This window comes from Pseudomonas yangonensis (genome assembly GCF_009932725.1).
In the GTDB taxonomy this organism is placed as follows: Bacteria; Pseudomonadota; Gammaproteobacteria; order Pseudomonadales; family Pseudomonadaceae; genus Aquipseudomonas; species Aquipseudomonas yangonensis.
In genome coordinates this window covers 172981-189083 of sequence record NZ_BLJU01000009.1, presented here as the reverse complement: position 1 = coordinate 189083, position 16103 = coordinate 172981, and the positions used below count along the sequence as shown (strand labels likewise).

Below are 16103 nucleotides of genomic sequence, written 5' to 3'. Positions count from 1 at the left end.
CTGCCAGGCGCCCGGGCACTGGGCTATGCTGTGCCAGCGCATCACTTCGAGGCCTGCATGCCCGCCGCCGTACCCGACCGCTTGCCTAACTGGACCTGGTGGCTACCGCTGCCGATCTTCCACCTGGCAACCTGGATTTCCCTGGGGACCCGCCTGAACGACGGGGTGGCGCTGTGCTACCTGCCGATGGTGCTCGGCCTGGCGTTCTGCCTGTGGTGGGGGCCGCGCGTGTTGCCGGCGCTGTACCTCAATGCGCTGTTCAGCGTGCCGCTCTGGGGCCTGCCCTGGCAGTGGGCGCCCCTCTACGCCGTGCCGGAAACCGCCGCCGTGGCGCTGGGCTGGTGGCTGTTGCGGCGCCACTCGTTCGATCCGGCCCTGGGGCGTCTGAGCGATGTACTGAGATTTCTTGCCTTCGCCGTGTTGATGCCGGCGACCCTGGTAGCGCTCGGTCTGCAGGGCAACCTCTGGCTTACCGGCTTTCAGACCAGTGAACGGTGGGCGCAGGCGAGTCTGGCGGTGTGGTTGAGCGACACCATCAATCTACTGGCGCTGACCGCGCCCTTGCTGGCGTTCTGCACCCCGCTGCTGCATGCACGCGGCTGGCTGCGTGAGCGAAGCGATACGGCTATTGCGACGCTGCCCATCAGCCGTTCGCCCGGCGGCTGGTCATTGGCGAGCGCGGTGTTTCTGGCGTTGCTGTTGCTCAGCGCCAGCCTGCCGGCGCAGCTTGCCTTGCCGCTGCTGGGGCTCAGCATGTTGGTGCTGGCACTGCGGCACGCCTTCGCGGGGGCGCTGTATGGCGTATTGCTGGTGTACGCCGCCACTCTGCCACTGCCACTTTGGCGCGGCAGTCTGAGCTTTACCGAGCTGGATCTGCAGCATAATCAACTGCACTTCACCGCACTGTTGCTGATGGGCGCCGCGCTGGTGGTTGGGCGTGCACTCAGCGACCTGCGCCAGGCGCTGGCACGCAGCGCGCAGATGCAGCGGCAACTGGCGCGCGCCAACCTGGCGATGGAAGCCAGCCCGCTGGGGGTGACCATCGCCGACGCGCGTCAGGCCGATCTGCCACTGGTCTACTGCAATGCGGCGTTCACCCAGATCACCGGCTATCGCGCCGAAGAGGCGCTGGGGCGCAACTGTCGTTTTCTGCTCGGCAAGGATCTTGCCCAGCTGGAAGCGCAGCCACTGCGTGCCGCCCTGCGTGACGGCCGCAGCGGCCATGCCGTGGTGCGCAACTATCGCAAGGACGGCCGGCCATTCTGGAACGAGGTGGTGCTGGCGCCCATGCGCGACGAACAGGGCATCAGCCATTTCGTCGGTCTGCAGCACGATGTCACCGAGCGCGTCGAGCTGGCGGCCAAGGTCGAACTGCAACGTTCGCAGCTGCTGCGCCAAAGCCATCTGTTCAGCCAGACCGAGGACATTGCCAACCTGGGTGGCTGGGTGCTGGAAATCAGCGACTACAGCATGTTCTGGAGCGATGGTTGCTACCGTATCGTCGACCGTGACATCCAGCAGGGGCCGCCCGATCTGCAGCAGTCGCTGGACTACTGTGACACACCGAGCCAGGCGCTGATCATGCAGACGCTGCAGGCAGCCTCGAGCGGGATGGATGATCTGGATATCGAGGTCCGTCTGGCGTCGCGCCTGGGCGGCCGGCTGGTGCGCCTGCGCGGCATGGCCGAACGCGATGAAGACGGCAGCCTGGTGCGCATCTATGGCGTGGTGCAGGACATCAGCGAGCGCAAGCGCGCCGAGTCGCAGCTGCGCGAGCGCGACGAACGCCTGCGTCTGTTCTTCGAGGCGCCGTTGATCGGCATGGCGCTGACCACCCAGAGCTTCGGTTGGGAAGAGGTAAATCCGAAGCTGTGCAGCATTCTCGGCCGTAGTCGCGATGAATTGCTGGCCAGCAGCTGGCAGCAACTGTCGCACCCGGACGATCTGCCGACCGAGCAGGCCAGTGTGGAGCAGGTGCTGCTGGGCGACAGCGACGGTTTCGAGATGGACAAGCGCTTCCTGCGCGCCGATGGCCGGGTCGTGTACACCCGTGTCAGCCTGCGTGCGGTACGTGGTGGCAGTGGCCGGCAGACCGTATTCCTGCTGCTGGTCGAGGACATCAGCGCGCGGCACGAAGCCGAGGCGCGCTATCGCACCCTGGTCGAGCATGCGCCCGAGGCGATTTTGCTGTTCAGCCCGGACGGGGGCATCGTCGAGTGCAACGAGAACGCGCTGCGGCTGTTCCGCTATCGCCGCGAAGAGCTGCTCGGTCGGTCGATCCAGAGCATCAGCCCGCTACGCCAGGCCGATGGCCGCTTGTCTTCGCGTGCCGGCAAGAAATTCATGCGTCAGGCCGTGGCCGGCGAAGCGCCGGTGTTCGAGTGGACGCACCGTGACAGTGCCGGGCGTCAGCTCCCGTGCGAGGTGCGCCTGGTGCGTATGCCCGGCGAGGCGCTGCTGATTCGCGCCAGCGTCACCGATATTTCCGAGCGCCAGCGTTACCAGCGTGAGATCGAACGCCTGGCATACAGCGACGAGCTCACCGGCCTGCCCAATCGCCGTCTGCTGCTCGACCGTCTGCAGCACGCCATGGACCGGGAGAATCGCGAGGGCAGCCTGGGCGCACTGCTGTTCATCGATCTGGATCACTTCAAGACGGTCAACGACAGCCTCGGCCATCTCATCGGCGATGCGCTGCTGGTGGAAGTGACCACGCGCCTGGCGCGCGAACTGCGTACCGAGGACACCCTGGCGCGTCTCGGCGGCGATGAGTTCGTGGTGCTGCTCGAAGCCCTGGGTCACGAGCCGCAGGCCGTTGCCGAGCATGCCGCGGCAGTGGGGGAAAAACTGTTGCGCGGGCTGCAGGGTAGTTGCCTGGTCGATGGCCATGAGCTGGCGATCAGTGCCAGCATCGGTATCGCTCTGCACCCGATGGGCCTGCAGCAGGCCGCGGACATTCTCAAGCAGGCCGACACCGCCATGTACCGGGCCAAGCACGCCGGGCGCAACGCCTTGCATTTCTTTGCCCCGGAGATGCAGGCGGCCATCGACCAGCGCCTGCAGCTGCAGGGCGAGCTGCGCCAGGCCATCGCCCGCCAGCAGCTGCAACTGGTGTTCCAGCCGCAGCTGATGCTGGCCGATGACAGCGTGGCTGGCGCAGAGGTGCTGTTGCGCTGGATGCATCCCGAGCGCGGCGAGGTCGGCCCGGACCAGTTCATCCCGCTGGCGGAGGAAACCGGGCTGATCCAGGACATCGGCCAGTGGGTGCTGGAACAGGCCTGTGCGGCCCTGGCGCGCTGGCAGGCGCAGTGGCCGCAGCTGGTGCTGGCGGTCAACCTCAGCCCGCGCGAATTGCGTCAGGCAGGCTGCGTCGAACGCGTCGAGCAGTGCCTGCGGGATCACGGAGTGCCGGCGCAGTCTCTGGAGCTGGAGATTACCGAGGGCGTGTTGGTCGAGGACGTCGAGCGTTGTATCGGCAATATGCAACGGCTCAAGGCGCAGGGCGTGCGCTTCGCCATCGATGACTTCGGCACCGGCTATTCGTCGCTCACCTACCTCAAGCGCCTGCCGCTGGACCGGCTAAAGATCGACCGCAGTTTCGTCGCCGATCTGGACGGCGCGGCGAGCGGGCGCATGCTGGTGCAGACCATTCTGATGATCGCGCGCAACCTGGATCTCGAATGCGTGGCCGAAGGCATCGAGCAGGACAGTCAGTTGGCGTTCCTGCGCGAGCAGGGTTGCGCCCTGGGCCAGGGCTATCTATTCGGCCGACCGATGACGGAGGCGGAGTTTCTCGCCTGGATGCAGGCGCGCCAGCGCTGAAACGCTTTACCAGCTCAGGCTGCTGCCGCCCAGACGCGCCTTCTGTCCGCAGGGCCAGGGGAAATTGCTGTCGCCATGGCCGCTGGGCAACTCGCCATAGAGAGGGATGCCCAGAGGCGCCAGATATTCGCTGAATATCTGCTCCAGACTGTGGTGCACGCCGCGCCGCGGGCAATCGGTGAAACCGCCCAGGCACACCGCCCGTGGTCTTCTTCCGGCAAAGCTGTGCAGCAGTTGCCAGAGGCTGCGTTCCAGTCGGTAATACGTCTCGCCGACGTCCTCCAGGATCAGGATCGAATCCTCTGCCAGGTGCAGTTCCGCGTCGGTACCGCAGACGCTGGCCAGGGCTGTGAGGTTGCCGCCCTGCAGGGTGCCGTCAATGGCATGTTGCGGGCCGCTGATATGCCGCAGCGGCAATTGACGATGCTGGCCCTTGAGCAAATTCCATAGTGCCTGCATCGAGGCCAGCCGCTCGCGGTGGCCGCTTGGCGCCGAGAGCACCTGATGGCCGAGTGCGGTGGCCACCGGGCCATGAATGGCCGGCAGGCCCCGCTGCGCGAAAGCGCTGAGCAGAATCGACAGGTCGGAGAACCCGATCAGCGGGCGCGGGCGCGCCCGTTGCAACAAGGCCCAGTCGATATCGCTCACCAACTGTGCGCAGCCGTGGCCGCCACGCAGGCACCAGACGGCGTCGATGTCGGGCAGGCTGAAGGCTTGATGCAGGTCTTCCAGACGCTGCTCCTGCGTGCCGGCCAGGTAGCGATGGCGCGCGCGTACATGTTTGCCCAAGTGATAATCCACGCCCAGCACATCGAGCTGGGCCAGGGTCGCCTCAAGCACATCTTCGGCAATGGCTGAGGCCGGTGCGATCAGCGCCACACGGCCATCGAACACAGCGCTCATCCGCGGCCCTTGGTGCGGGTCTGGCCGGGTTCGGCGTTCTTTTCCAGGTACTGGATGATCATTCCGGCCACGTCCTTGGCGGTGGTGGTCTCGATGCCTTCCAGGCCCGGCGAGGAATTGACCTCCATCACCAGCGGGCCGTGGTTGGAGCGCAGGATGTCCACCCCGGCGACATTCAGGCCCATGACCTTGGCCGCACGCACCGCGGTCATGCGTTCTTCCGGGGTGATCTTGATCAGGCTGGCACTGCCGCCGCGGTGCAGGTTGGAGCGGAACTCGCCGGCCTTGGCCTGGCGTTTCATCGCGGCGATTACCTTGTCGCCGACCACGAAGCAGCGAATGTCGGCGCCGCCGGCTTCCTGGATGTATTCCTGCACCATGATGTCCTGTTTGAGGCCGAGGAAGGCTTCGATCACCGACTCGGCGGCCTTGTGCGTTTCGGCCAGCACCACGCCCATGCCCTGGGTGCCTTCCAGCACCTTGATCACCAGTGGCGCGCCGCCGACCATCTGGATCAGGTCGGGAATGTCGTCCGGCGAGTGGGCGAAACCGGTCACCGGCAGGCCGATACCCTTGCGCGACAGCAGCTGCAGGGCGCGCAATTTGTCACGCGAACGGCTGATGGCCACCGACTCATTGAGCGGGTAGACGCCCATCATCTCGAACTGGCGCAACACCGCGCAGCCATAGAAGGTCACCGAGGCGCCAATGCGCGGGATCACCGCATCGAAACCTTCCAGCGGCTGGCCGCGGTAATGGATCTGCGGCTTGTGGCTGGCGATGTTCATGTAGGCCCGCAGGGTGTCGATCACCACCATCTCATGGCCGCGCTGCTGCCCGGCCTCCACCAGTCGACGGGTGGAATACAGGCGCGGGTTGCGCGACAGCACGGCGATCTTCATTGGGCACCTGGAAGGGACGAGGAAAGGGAGGGTTTGTCCTGCACATAACTGAGTGCCGGGTTGACCACCAGTTGGCCGGTGATCAGCGCCTTGGAACCGAGCAGTACGCGATAGCGCATGGTCTTGCGGCAGGCCAGGGTGAATTCCACCGGCCACAGCAGATCACCGAGGGCCAGATGGGTGCGGATCACGTAGCGGCTCTGCGCCTGGCCGTTGGAGCTCTTGATGCGTTTGACCGACACCAGCGGCGCCTCGCAGCGATGACGACGCTGTACCTGAGTACCGAGGTAGGCGGTGAAGCGCACCCAGTCCTCGCCGTCACGCCGGAACGGTTGAATATCGCTGGCGTGCAGGCTCGAGGTGCTGGCGCCAGTGTCGATCTTGGCGCGCAAGCCGATGATGCCGAGCTCGGGCAGATTGATCCACTCACGCAGGCCGATCACGCTGAGCTGGTCGAAAGTCTTCAAGGTGAGAGTGTCCCCTGCGGCGTACAACGCCTATGATTCCGCGCATTCTAGTTGTGTCGTGTGACAACTGCATCCGCCGCGCGTGCGAATGCCAAACCCCTTTCAGAGTGTGAGATGAGCGAAAAAGACGACGATAAGGTGCGCCTGGACAAATGGCTGTGGGCGGCGCGTTTCTACAAGACCCGGGCCCTGGCCAAGGCGGCTATAGAAGGTGGCAAGGTGCATCACCGCGGCGACCGCTGCAAGCCGAGCAAGGAGCCGAAGGTCGGCGATGAATACGTGCTGCGCACCGGTTTCGACGAGCGCACCGTGGTCGTGCTGGCGCTGTCCGGCGTCCGTCGTGGCGCGCCGGAAGCGCAACTGCTGTATCGCGAGACCGAAGAGAGCATCGCCCGCCGCGAACAGGCCGCGGCCATGCGCAAGGCCGGGGCCCTTGGCGTACAGACCGATGGCCGGCCGAGCAAGAAGCAGCGGCGGCAGATCCATCAGTTCAACGAACAGCAGGGCGGCGGCCTGCGCCACCCCTGGGCGGATGAGGATTAGGCGCAAGCCTGTAGGAGCGAGCTCTGCTCGCGAATGCGAACTTGCTCGTTCAGTTTGTAGCCCGGATGAAATCCGGGGAATCGTATCGACCCCTCCCGGATTGCATCCGGGCTACCCGCTTCAGCGCCCGCTGACGATGCTCATGCGGCCCAGCAGCGGGAGCCTGGCCAGGCGCGAGGTGATCGGCAGGGTGATCTTCTCCAGCCATTCGCTGGCGCGATAACTCAGCGGCGTATAGCAGCTCCAGGCCAGGGCCAGCAGGCTGAGGAATACGCCGCCGACGAAGGCATCCGCGCCCCAGTGAGCCCCGGCTACCAAACGTGGCAGGATGCCGATCGCGGTAATCGCCCAGACCAGGATCAGGCGCCAGCCGCGGGCGAAGAAGGACATGAAGTAGGCCCAGATCAGCAGCACGGAGGCGTGATCGCCGGGGAAGCTGCGGCTGGCGCTGTCTTTCAGGTCCCAGCGCTCTTCCCAGGCCGGGAACATTTCCGTCAGGCGCGCACTGCCTTCGACCACCAGCGACGGGCTGGCGTGCTGCAAGCCCATGTATTCGACCAGGTCGGCGAACAGCACGCGCATCAGCAGCATCACTGTCAGGGCGACGAGAAAGGCGAACAGCGCGCGACGCACCTGGGGACCGGTGAAGACCAGATCAGCCTTGAGCATCACCGCCAGCATCACCACGCCGACGCCGGCGTCGACCGGACGCATGCTGCCGATGGCCCAGATGTGGGCCCACAGGCCGCCAGCCTGTACCGGATCGTTGAGCAGCTTGAACAGCCACAGATCGAAGACGTTCCACAGTTCACGGGTAGGCTGCCAAAGCCAGCTGGCGAGCAGCACGATGGCCACGATATGGCAGACCAGCATGGCGCGTGGCTGCCAGTGGCGATTGATGAAAGTGCTCGACATGGACGATCCCTTTTCAGATTGATGACAGGCTCTACCTCAGGCGCGCGGATGATAGGCAGTGCTGACGGCAGTACAAGGCCGGCAGCCCAGTCGTTCAGTCGAGGTTCAGCGGGCGGTGGGTGGAAGGTGAACGCCTGCATATGACGGCCGGACCTTGGTTGTGCTGGCGTTTGTGCATAAAATCGCCAGCCTTTTTCCAGACCCGGGCCAGCCGCTATGAACGACTTCAGTCAACGTTTCCTGTTCGACGACACCGATGTGCGTGGCGAGATGGTCGCGCTGCGCGAGAGCTACGCCCATGTGCTGGCCAAGCACGCCTACCCGCAGCCAGTGGCGCAACTGCTTGGCGAGATGATGGCCGCCGCCGCGCTACTGGTGGGTACGCTGAAGTTCGACGGCCTGCTGGTATTGCAGGCACGCGCCGAAGGCCCGCTGTCGTTGCTGATGGTGGAATGTTCCAGCGCGCGGGAACTGCGCGGCATCGCCCGCTACGAGGCCGAGCAGATCGGCGCCGATGCTGACCTGCAGAGCCTGATGCCCAATGGCGTGCTGGCCATCACCATCGACCCGACCCGCGGCCAGCGCTATCAGGGCATCGTCGAACTGGATGGCGTGGACCTGGCCGAGTGCCTGTCCAACTACTTCGCCAGCTCCGAGCAACTGCCGACCCGCTTCTGGCTCAAGGCTGACGGCCAGCGTGCTCGTGGTCTGCTCCTGCAGCAGCTGCCGCCGCACCATCAGAGCGAGCCACAGGAGCGCGCCGAGAGCTGGAACCACGTGCTGACTCTGGCCGATACCCTGACCGCCGAAGAGCTGCTCGGCCTGGACAACCCGACCCTGCTGCATCGCCTCTATCACCAGGAGAACGTGCGCCTGTTCGACGAGCAGCCGCTGCAGTTCCGCTGCAGCTGCTCGCGCGAGCGATCCGCCAGTGCCCTGGCCAGCCTGGGCCAGGCCGATGCCGAGCTGCTGCTGGCCGAGCAGGGCGGCAGCGTGGTGATCGATTGCCAGTTCTGCAACGAGCGCTACGCCTTCGATGCTGCCGATATCGCCCAGCTGTTTGCCGGTGCCGGCAGCGAGGCGCCGTCGCAGACCCGTCACTGATGAACCTCTCGCGCCAATAGACTGTCACTAGCGGGGCAAGATCGGATCGGAGGCTGCCAAGCCGTTCGCTTTTCTGGCATACTCCCGCGACTTTTTTACCGTGTAGTGCAGTTGCCCCTGTACTACACAACGTTCGGAAGACTCGGCCAGCGGCCGACGGGGACCCTCATGACGCAAGCCAACAACGCCGTGTACACCGACATCAGCGCCGCGCAACTGGTCGAAGAAGCCATTCGCCGTGGTGAAGGGGAACTGGCCGCCAACGGCGCGCTGGTCGTTCGTACCGGTCATCGCACTGGCCGCTCGCCGGCCGACCGCTTCATCGTTCAGGAGCCGAGCACCGAGGCGCAGATCGCCTGGGGCGCCATCAACCGTCCGTTCCCGGCCGACAAGTTCGATGCCCTGTGGGATCGCGTCGAGGCTTTCAACAAGGCTCAGGATCACTTCGTATCCCACGTTCACGTAGGTTCTGCCGAAGCGCACTACCTGCCGGTGAAGATGACCACCGCCACCGCCTGGCAGAACCTGTTCGGCCGTCAGCTGTTCATCAACCCCGAAGCCTACAACCCGGCCGGCAAGGCCGAGTGGCAGATCCTCAATGTCGCCAACTTCGAGTGCGTGCCGGAGCGTGATGGCACCAACTCCGACGGCTGCGTGATCATCAACTTCGCCGCCAAGAAAGTGCTGATCGCCGGTATGCGCTACGCCGGTGAAATGAAGAAGGCCATGTTCTCCGTGCAGAACTTCCTGCTGCCGGAGAAGGACGTGCTGCCGATGCACTGCGCCGCCAACATTGGCGAAGACGGCGACGTGACCCTGTTCTTCGGCCTGTCCGGCACCGGCAAGACCACCCTGTCCGCCGACGAGTCGCGTTACCTGATCGGTGACGACGAACACGGTTGGGGCGAAGGCGTGGTGTTCAACGTCGAAGGCGGCTGCTACGCCAAGTGCATCGACCTGTCCGAGAAGAACGAGCCGGTGATCTGGAAAGCCATCCAGTTCGGCACCGTGCTGGAAAACGTCGTGCTCGACGAGCAGCGCACCCCCGATTACGCCGACGACAGCCTGACCCAGAACAGCCGCGCGGCTTACCCGCTGGAGTACGTCGAGAAGCGCAGCGAGAAGAACCTGGGCGGTGAGCCGAACGCCGTTATCTTCCTGACCTGCGACCTGACCGGCGTACTGCCGCCGGTGTCGATCCTCAACAACGAGCAGGCGGCCTACCACTTCCTGTCCGGCTACACCGCGCTGGTCGGTTCCACCGAAATGGGTTCGGGCGGCGGCATCAAGTCGACCTTCTCCACCTGCTTCGGCGCACCCTTCTTCCCGCGTCCGGCCGGCGTTTACGCCGAGCTGCTGATCAAGCGCATCAACGCCTTCGGCTCCAAGGTCTACCTGGTCAACACCGGCTGGACCGGCGGTGGCTACGGCGTCGGCAAGCGTTTCAACATCCCCACCACCCGTGGTGTGATCGCTGCCATCCAGAGCGGTGCGCTGATCGGTGCCGAGACCGAGCACCTGCCGATCATCAACCTGGACGTGCCCAAGGCCGTTCCGGGCGTCGAGACCAATCTGCTCAACCCGCGCAACACCTGGGCAGACAAGAACGCCTACGACGAGGCCGCCAAAGGCCTGGCCAAGCTGTTCATCGACAACTTCGCCAAGTTCGATGTGAGCGAGGCGATCAAGAACGCCGGCCCGCAGCTGTAAGCTGAGCCGCGTTCTCTGACAAAGCCGCCTTCGGGCGGCTTTGTCGTTAATGGCCAACGCTGGCGAACCACGTTATGGTCATGGGCCATTCGGCGGTCAATGGAGTGACAGCGCATGTCCACCCTCAAACGCGTCTTCGGTTTCGATCAGCTGCGTCCCGGTCAGGAGGCGGTGATCAGCGCCGTGCTCGCCGGTCGTTCGGCGGCGGCGATCTTCCCCACGGGCTCGGGCAAGTCCCTGTGCTACCAGCTGCCGGCCCTGCACCTGCCGCACCTGACCCTGGTCATCTCGCCGCTGCTGGCGCTGATGCAGGATCAACTCGCCTTCCTGCACGCCCATGGCATCGCGGCGGCCAGCATCGACTCGGCGCAGAGCCGTGAGCAGAGCATGGAGGTGATGAACCGTGCACGCAGCGGCGAGCTGAAGATCCTGATGATCTCGGTGGAGCGCCTGAAGAACGAGCGCTTCCGAAATTTCATCGCCCAGGTGCCGATCTCCCTGCTGGTGGTCGACGAGGCGCACTGCATTTCCGAGTGGGGCCACAACTTCCGCCCGGATTACCTCAAGCTGCCGGACTATCAGCGCCAGTTCGGCATCGCCCAGGTGCTGCTGCTCACCGCCACGGCGACGCCCAGGGTGATCACCGACATGCGCGAGAAGTTCGCCATTGCCGAGGCGGACGTGGTCACCACCGGCTTCTACCGGCCCAATCTCAATCTGCTGGTGGAGCCAGTGCCTGGCGGTGCCAAGGCGCAGCGCCTGCAGCAATGGCTGGCGCCGCGGCGTGGTCAGGCGAGCATCGTCTATGTCACTCAGCAGAAGACTGCCGAGCAGGTCGCCGAGCGTCTGGCGCGGGACGGTTTGGCAGTCAGCGCCTACCACGCCGGCATGGCCCATGAGGTACGCGAGTCGATCCAGCGGCGCTTCATGGCCGGCGAGCTGGAGTGCATCGTCGCCACCATCGCCTTCGGCATGGGCATCGACAAGCGCGATATCCGCAACGTGGTGCACTTCGACCTGCCCAAGTCGGTGGAGAACTACAGCCAGGAAATCGGCCGCGCCGGGCGCGATGGCCAGGCCTCGGACTGCCTGGTGCTGGCCAGCCGCGACGGTCTCAGCGTGCTGGAGAACTTCGTCTATGGCGATACGCCGGAGCTTGCCGGCATTCGCGCCGTGCTCGACGACTTGCGTTCGGTCGGCACGGGCGGGCAGTGGGAGCTGATGCTTGGCCAGTTGTCGGAGCTGAGCAATATCCGTGCGCTGCCGCTCAAGACCCTGCTGGTGCAGCTGGAGCTGCGCGGCATCATCGCGCCGCGTTATGCCTATTTCGCCGAGTATCGCTTCAAGCTGCTGCTGGAAGACGAGGCGTTGCTAGTGCAGTTCGAGGGCGAGCGGCGCCAGTTCGTCGAGGCGATCCTTGCCTGTTCGAAGCGCGCGCGTACCTGGTCGACGCTGGACTTCGACGCGCTGTATCAACAGCACGGCGCCGAACGCGCGCGGGTGGTCAAGGCGCTGGATTACTTTCAGGAAAAGGGCTGGCTGGAGCTGGAAAGCAAGCAGATGACCGAGGTCTACGCCGTGCTCGACGGCGGCTTCGACAGCGAGACCCTGGCGGCCGATCTGCATGCGCATTTCCACGCCCACGAGGCCAGCGAGATTGCCCGTATCCAGGCCATGCTGGCGCTGTTCGAGAGCCGCGAATGCCTGAGCCGGCGTCTGGCGCTGTACTTCGGCGATGCACTGGCGCCCGAGCGCTGCGGGCATTGCTCGGTGTGCCAGGGGCGCGTCGCGACCCTGCCGCAACCACCGGAATTACCACCCTTGAGCAGTCGCGATGCCCAGGCGTTATGCGCCGCCTTCGTCGAGAAGCACCGGCAATACGCCGGGCACGACCCGAGCCATGAGTGCCTGACGCGTTTTCTCTGCGGGGTGACAACGCCATTGTTCACCAAGCTCAAGGCACGCCAGCTGGCCGGCTTCGCCGCGCTGGAAGATTACCCCTATGCCGAGGTGCGCGACTGGTTGCAGGGCGTTTAGCCAGAGAGCGCAAATCCTGTGGGAGGGGTTTTCGGCTCCGGCATCCTGCTTCGCCCTACCGCCTGCCTCCATGCAGTCGTAGCCGCGATACTTGCGGTGTAGCGCACGGCTGTCGCCGCTGAAGTGCCTCCCTCGGGGTAAGTTCGTCGACCCGTCAATCAGCGGCTGCGCTGCCCTTCGGCCAGGGTCCAGTCCACCAGTTCACGCGCCAGCTTATCCCCGGCCTGGCCGAAAGCCGCCACCACCGAGGCAATCGAGGTATCGCCAGCCGCCTGGCTGACGCTGAAGCGGCGGCTGGCGATGATCTGCTGGCTGCGCGTATCGACCAGGTTGACGTCGAGACGGATCAGCGCGTGCGGGATGCCGTCGCGGTATTCGCTATGGAAGCTGCGCAGGTCGCTGACCAGTTCCAGATCGGCTTGCAGGCGCTGCTCTTCGTTGCTCAGGGCCTGAATCCGGCCGTCATCCTGAAAGGCGTCGAGCAGGCGGCCGCGCAACAGCTGCGGCGTGCGCTCGCTCCAGCGTACGCCCTGGTAGGTATTGACCCGGTCGGGCTCGGGCAGCACGACGATCCGTGTGCCGTCGAGCAACTGGCTACTGACCGGGCTGCCTACCCGCAGTGACCAGCCGACGCGCTGCGTCTGTGCCGGCAGTGCCGTGGCCGGCAGCAGGTAGATGTCCAGCGGTTCGCTCTGCGGCAGGATCGAGCAGGCGCCGAGCAGGGCGGCCGCCAGCAACAGGGTAAGACGCTTCATGGTTGGAACTCCTTGATGCTGTCGCTGCGCAGCAGGTAACCGCTGGGGTCCTGCTCCAGGCGGCGAGAGAAACCGCGCAGGGCGCCCAGGGTTTCGCGCAGTTCGCTGATCGTCGGGCCCAGGTCGCTCAGGCCCTGCATGCCGCTGTCGAGTGCGCCGCGGTTGTTCTGTAGCAACTGTTCGATGGTACGGCTACTGCGCTCCAGCGAGACCATAAGACGTTCGGCGCTTTCCAGCACCTGGCTGCCCTGGCTGTCGAGCAACTGATTGGCGTTTGCCATCAGCGTGGCGGCTTCACGGGTGGCGGCACTGGTCTGGCGCAGCGCTTCACTCAGTTCGCCACGCTGGTCGGCGATGCCGGCGGTGGCCTGTTCGAGGTTCTCCAGGGTGCGCGACACGCGCTCGGCGTTCTCGCGCGAGAGCATGCGATTGGCGCGGTTGAGCAGGCGGGTGATATTGCTCACCAGATCCTCGCCGTTGGCCATCAGTCGTGATAGCGGCGAGCGGTCGGCGATGATGATACCGGGTTGGCCATCCTTGCCCTCCAGCGGCGGGCTTTCGGGGCTGCCACCGTGTAGCTGGATCACTGCCAGGCCGGTTATGCCGGTGATCGCCAGGCGGGCACGGGTATCCTGCTTGATCGGCGTCTGGCCGACGATGCGAATGCGCGCGCGCACCGTGCGTGGGTCATCGGGGTCGAGGCCGAGGCTGATCACGTCACCGACCTTGATGCCGCTGTATTGCACGGCGCTGCCCTGCGACAGACCGGTGACCGCCTCGTTGAAGATCACCTCGTAATCGGTGAAGGCGCGATCCGCTCCGGCCTTGTTCAGCCACAGGCCGAACAACAGCGCCGCGCCGACCGTGAGCACGGTGAACAGGCCAATCAGCACATGATGGGCTCTGGGTTCCATTCATTGTCTCCCTGCCGCCGAGGCGGCCTGTGCGGCCGCGCGTCCACGCGGGCCGTGAAAGTATTCCTGAATCCAGGCGTCGTCGGTGGCAGCCACCACGTCGAGGCGGTCGGCCACCAGCACCTTCTTCTGCGCCAGCACCGCGACGCGATCGCAAATGCTGTAAAGCGTGTCCAGATCGTGGGTCACCAGAAATACACTCAGACCCAGGCTGTCACTGAGGGTGCGGATCAATTGGTCGAAGGCCGCCGCTCCGATTGGGTCGAGGCCGGCGGTGGGTTCGTCGAGGAACAGAATGTCCGGGTCGAGTGCCAGGGCACGGGCCAGAGCGGCGCGTTTGACCATGCCGCCGGACAGCGAGGCGGGAAATTTGCCGCCGGCGTCCTGGGGCAGGCCGGCCAGGGCGATCTTGACCCGCGCCAGGCGCTCGGCCTCGGCGCGCGACAGGCCGGCATGCTCGATCAGCGGCAGGGCGATGTTCTCGCTGACCGTCAGCGAGGAGAACAGCGCGCCGCGCTGATAGAGCACGCCGAAGCGCCGCTCCAGCTGCGAGCGGCGCTCGGTCGGCAGGTTCAGCAACTCTTCGCCGAACACCCGCACGGTGCCGGCGTTGGGCTGGCGCAGGCCGACGATACTGCGCAGCAGCACCGACTTGCCGGTACCCGAGCCACCGACCACGCCGAGAATCTCGCCGCGATACAGGTCGAAATCCAGGTGCTCGTGCACCACCTGGCTGCCGAAGCGGTTGTTAAGGCCGCGTACCTCGATGACCTTGTCCCGGCTCACCAGCCCATCTCCATCAAGAACAGCGCAGCCATCGCATCGAGCAGGATGACCACGAAGATCGACTGCACCACTGCCGAGGTGGTGTGTTCGCCCACCGATTGCGCGCTGCCGCTGACCTTGAAGCCTTCCAGGCAGCCGATCAGGGCGATCAGGAAGGCGAAGATCGGCGCCTTGAGCAGGCCGACCAGGAAGTGCCGCAGCAGGTCGCTGTCCTGCAGGATCGACAGATACATCGTCACCGGAATGCCCAGGGACACGGCGCATACCACACCCCCGCCGACTATGCCGCTGAGCATGGCGATGAAGGTCAGGATCGGCAGCGCGATCAGCATGGCGAACACCCGTGGCAGCACCAGCAGTTCGATGGGGCTCAGGCCAAGGGTGCGGATGGCGTCGATTTCCTCGTTGGCCTTCATCGAGCCGATCTGTGCGGTGAAGGCGCTGGCGGTGCGCCCGGCCATGAGAATCGCGGTGAGCAGCACGCCGAACTCGCGCAGGAATGAGAACGCCACCAGGTTCACCGTGTAGATGGTGGCACCGAAGTCGGCGAGGATGGTGGCGCCGAGAAACGCCACCACGGCGCCCACCAGAAAGGTCAACAGAGCGACGATGGGCACGGCGTTGAGGCCGCACTGCTCCAGATGGGCCGCCAGCGAGGTGAGGCGCCAGCGCATCGGGCGCACCAGGATCGCCAGCATGCTGGCCAGGGTCAGACCCATGAAACCGAGCAGTGCGCGGCCCTGGTGCCACATGCCTTCGACCACTTCGCCGATATGGCCGAGCACTTCACGCAGTACCGAAGGCTCAGGCGCGGCTTGTGCCTGGGCGCTGTCTGCCATGGCATCGGCGACCGTCAGCAACAGGGCGCGGCGTCGTTCGTCGAGTTCGGCCTGCTGGATCAGGTGACGCAGGCGCTCCCGGCCGAACAGCTCCACCAGCAGCGCTGCACCGGCGGTGTCCAGCGCGGCCAGGTCCTTGAGGTCGACGCTTTCCTCGCCGCGCAGGCGTTCGCGCAGGGCCAGCACCTCGGGTTCGAGCCGGCTGTAATGGGCCAGCGTCCAGTCGCCGCCCAGCCGCAGATCGCTGGCGGCGTCCGTGCTGCTGGTCTGCTGCAAGGTCAGGTAGGGTGTGGTCATCGCCACAGCTTAGCGCTGCAGGGGCGCCTCAAGCCAGTCACGACAGTCAGCGGATGTGAATGGAGCGGCGAATCAGCTGCCAGCTCCCGCAAAGACCGGATGACAGTTG

At 65.3% G+C, this 16103-nt stretch carries 13 protein-coding genes; 5 read left to right on the top strand and 8 right to left on the bottom strand.

Translation table 11 applies throughout. The annotated features are described in order from the left end of the window. Window positions 1-57: 57 nt before the first annotated feature. Window positions 58-3822, top strand: a complete 3765-nt coding sequence (locus GYB81_RS13540; protein ID WP_161865740.1) for a bifunctional diguanylate cyclase/phosphodiesterase — start codon at window positions 58-60, stop codon at window positions 3820-3822. Window positions 3823-3828: 6 nt separating this feature from the next. Here GYB81_RS13540 and GYB81_RS13535 read toward each other — a convergent pair whose 3' ends face one another. Genes GYB81_RS13535 through rimB form a run of 3 tightly spaced genes read right to left on the bottom strand, consistent with a single transcriptional unit; the run spans window position 3829 to window position 6094 of the window. After that, window positions 3829-4725: a S66 peptidase family protein gene (locus tag GYB81_RS13535; protein ID WP_161865741.1), complete on the bottom strand. Its 897-nt coding sequence runs from the start codon at window positions 4723-4725 to the stop codon at window positions 3829-3831. Then, window positions 4722-5627, bottom strand: coding sequence for a 30S ribosomal protein S6--L-glutamate ligase (rimK, locus tag GYB81_RS13530; RefSeq protein WP_161865742.1), 906 nt, complete (start codon window positions 5625-5627; stop codon window positions 4722-4724). The genes GYB81_RS13535 and rimK overlap by 4 nt, the downstream gene beginning before the upstream one ends. Continuing rightward, on the bottom strand, window positions 5624-6094 hold the full coding sequence (rimB, locus tag GYB81_RS13525) for a retropepsin-like aspartic endopeptidase RimB (protein ID WP_461818195.1): 471 nt from the start codon (window positions 6092-6094) through the stop codon (window positions 5624-5626). The genes rimK and rimB overlap by 4 nt, the downstream gene beginning before the upstream one ends. A gap of 114 nt (window positions 6095-6208) precedes the next feature. On the opposite strand from rimB, the gene GYB81_RS13520 reads away from it, so the two are divergent. Further along, window positions 6209-6637 (top strand): RNA-binding S4 domain-containing protein, encoded by a 429-nt coding sequence (locus tag GYB81_RS13520; RefSeq protein ID WP_161865743.1) that lies wholly within the window; start codon window positions 6209-6211, stop codon window positions 6635-6637. Window positions 6638-6757: 120 nt separating this feature from the next. Here the strand turns inward: GYB81_RS13520 and GYB81_RS13515 are convergent, their stop codons facing one another. Continuing rightward, a complete protein-coding gene (locus GYB81_RS13515; protein WP_161897861.1) occupies window positions 6758-7552 on the bottom strand; it encodes a phosphatase PAP2 family protein in 795 nt (264 codons plus the stop codon). A 216-nt stretch (window positions 7553-7768) separates the two neighbouring features. On the opposite strand from GYB81_RS13515, the gene hslO reads away from it, so the two are divergent. From hslO to GYB81_RS13500, 3 genes are all read left to right on the top strand, one after another. Further along, window positions 7769-8656, top strand: coding sequence for an Hsp33 family molecular chaperone HslO (hslO, locus tag GYB81_RS13510; RefSeq protein ID WP_161865745.1), 888 nt, complete (start codon window positions 7769-7771; stop codon window positions 8654-8656). A 168-nt stretch (window positions 8657-8824) separates the two neighbouring features. Next, window positions 8825-10366 carry a phosphoenolpyruvate carboxykinase gene (locus tag GYB81_RS13505; RefSeq protein ID WP_161865746.1) on the top strand — a complete coding sequence of 514 codons (1542 nt, stop codon included), beginning with the start codon at window positions 8825-8827 and terminating at the stop codon, window positions 10364-10366. A gap of 114 nt (window positions 10367-10480) precedes the next feature. Next, a complete protein-coding gene (locus tag GYB81_RS13500; RefSeq protein WP_161865747.1) occupies window positions 10481-12403 on the top strand; it encodes a RecQ family ATP-dependent DNA helicase in 1923 nt (640 codons plus the stop codon). Between the two features lie 158 nt (window positions 12404-12561). On the opposite strand, the gene GYB81_RS13495 is transcribed toward GYB81_RS13500, so the two are convergent. From GYB81_RS13495 to GYB81_RS13480, 4 genes are read right to left on the bottom strand one after another with little or no spacing between them, the layout of a single operon-like run. Further along, the gene (locus tag GYB81_RS13495; RefSeq protein WP_161865748.1) at window positions 12562-13158 is read right to left on the bottom strand and encodes an ABC-type transport auxiliary lipoprotein family protein; all 597 of its coding nucleotides are present in this window, start codon (window positions 13156-13158) and stop codon (window positions 12562-12564) included. Then, entirely contained in the window at window positions 13155-14072 is a 918-nt protein-coding gene (locus GYB81_RS13490) for an MlaD family protein (RefSeq protein WP_161865749.1), read from the bottom strand. The genes GYB81_RS13495 and GYB81_RS13490 overlap by 4 nt, the downstream gene beginning before the upstream one ends. Beyond that, entirely contained in the window at window positions 14073-14858 is a 786-nt protein-coding gene (locus GYB81_RS13485) for an ABC transporter ATP-binding protein (RefSeq protein WP_161865750.1), read from the bottom strand. It lies immediately after the preceding gene. Beyond that, on the bottom strand, window positions 14855-15994 hold the full coding sequence (locus tag GYB81_RS13480; protein WP_161865751.1) for an MlaE family ABC transporter permease: 1140 nt from the start codon (window positions 15992-15994) through the stop codon (window positions 14855-14857). The genes GYB81_RS13485 and GYB81_RS13480 overlap by 4 nt, the downstream gene beginning before the upstream one ends. Window positions 15995-16103 lie beyond the last annotated feature (109 nt).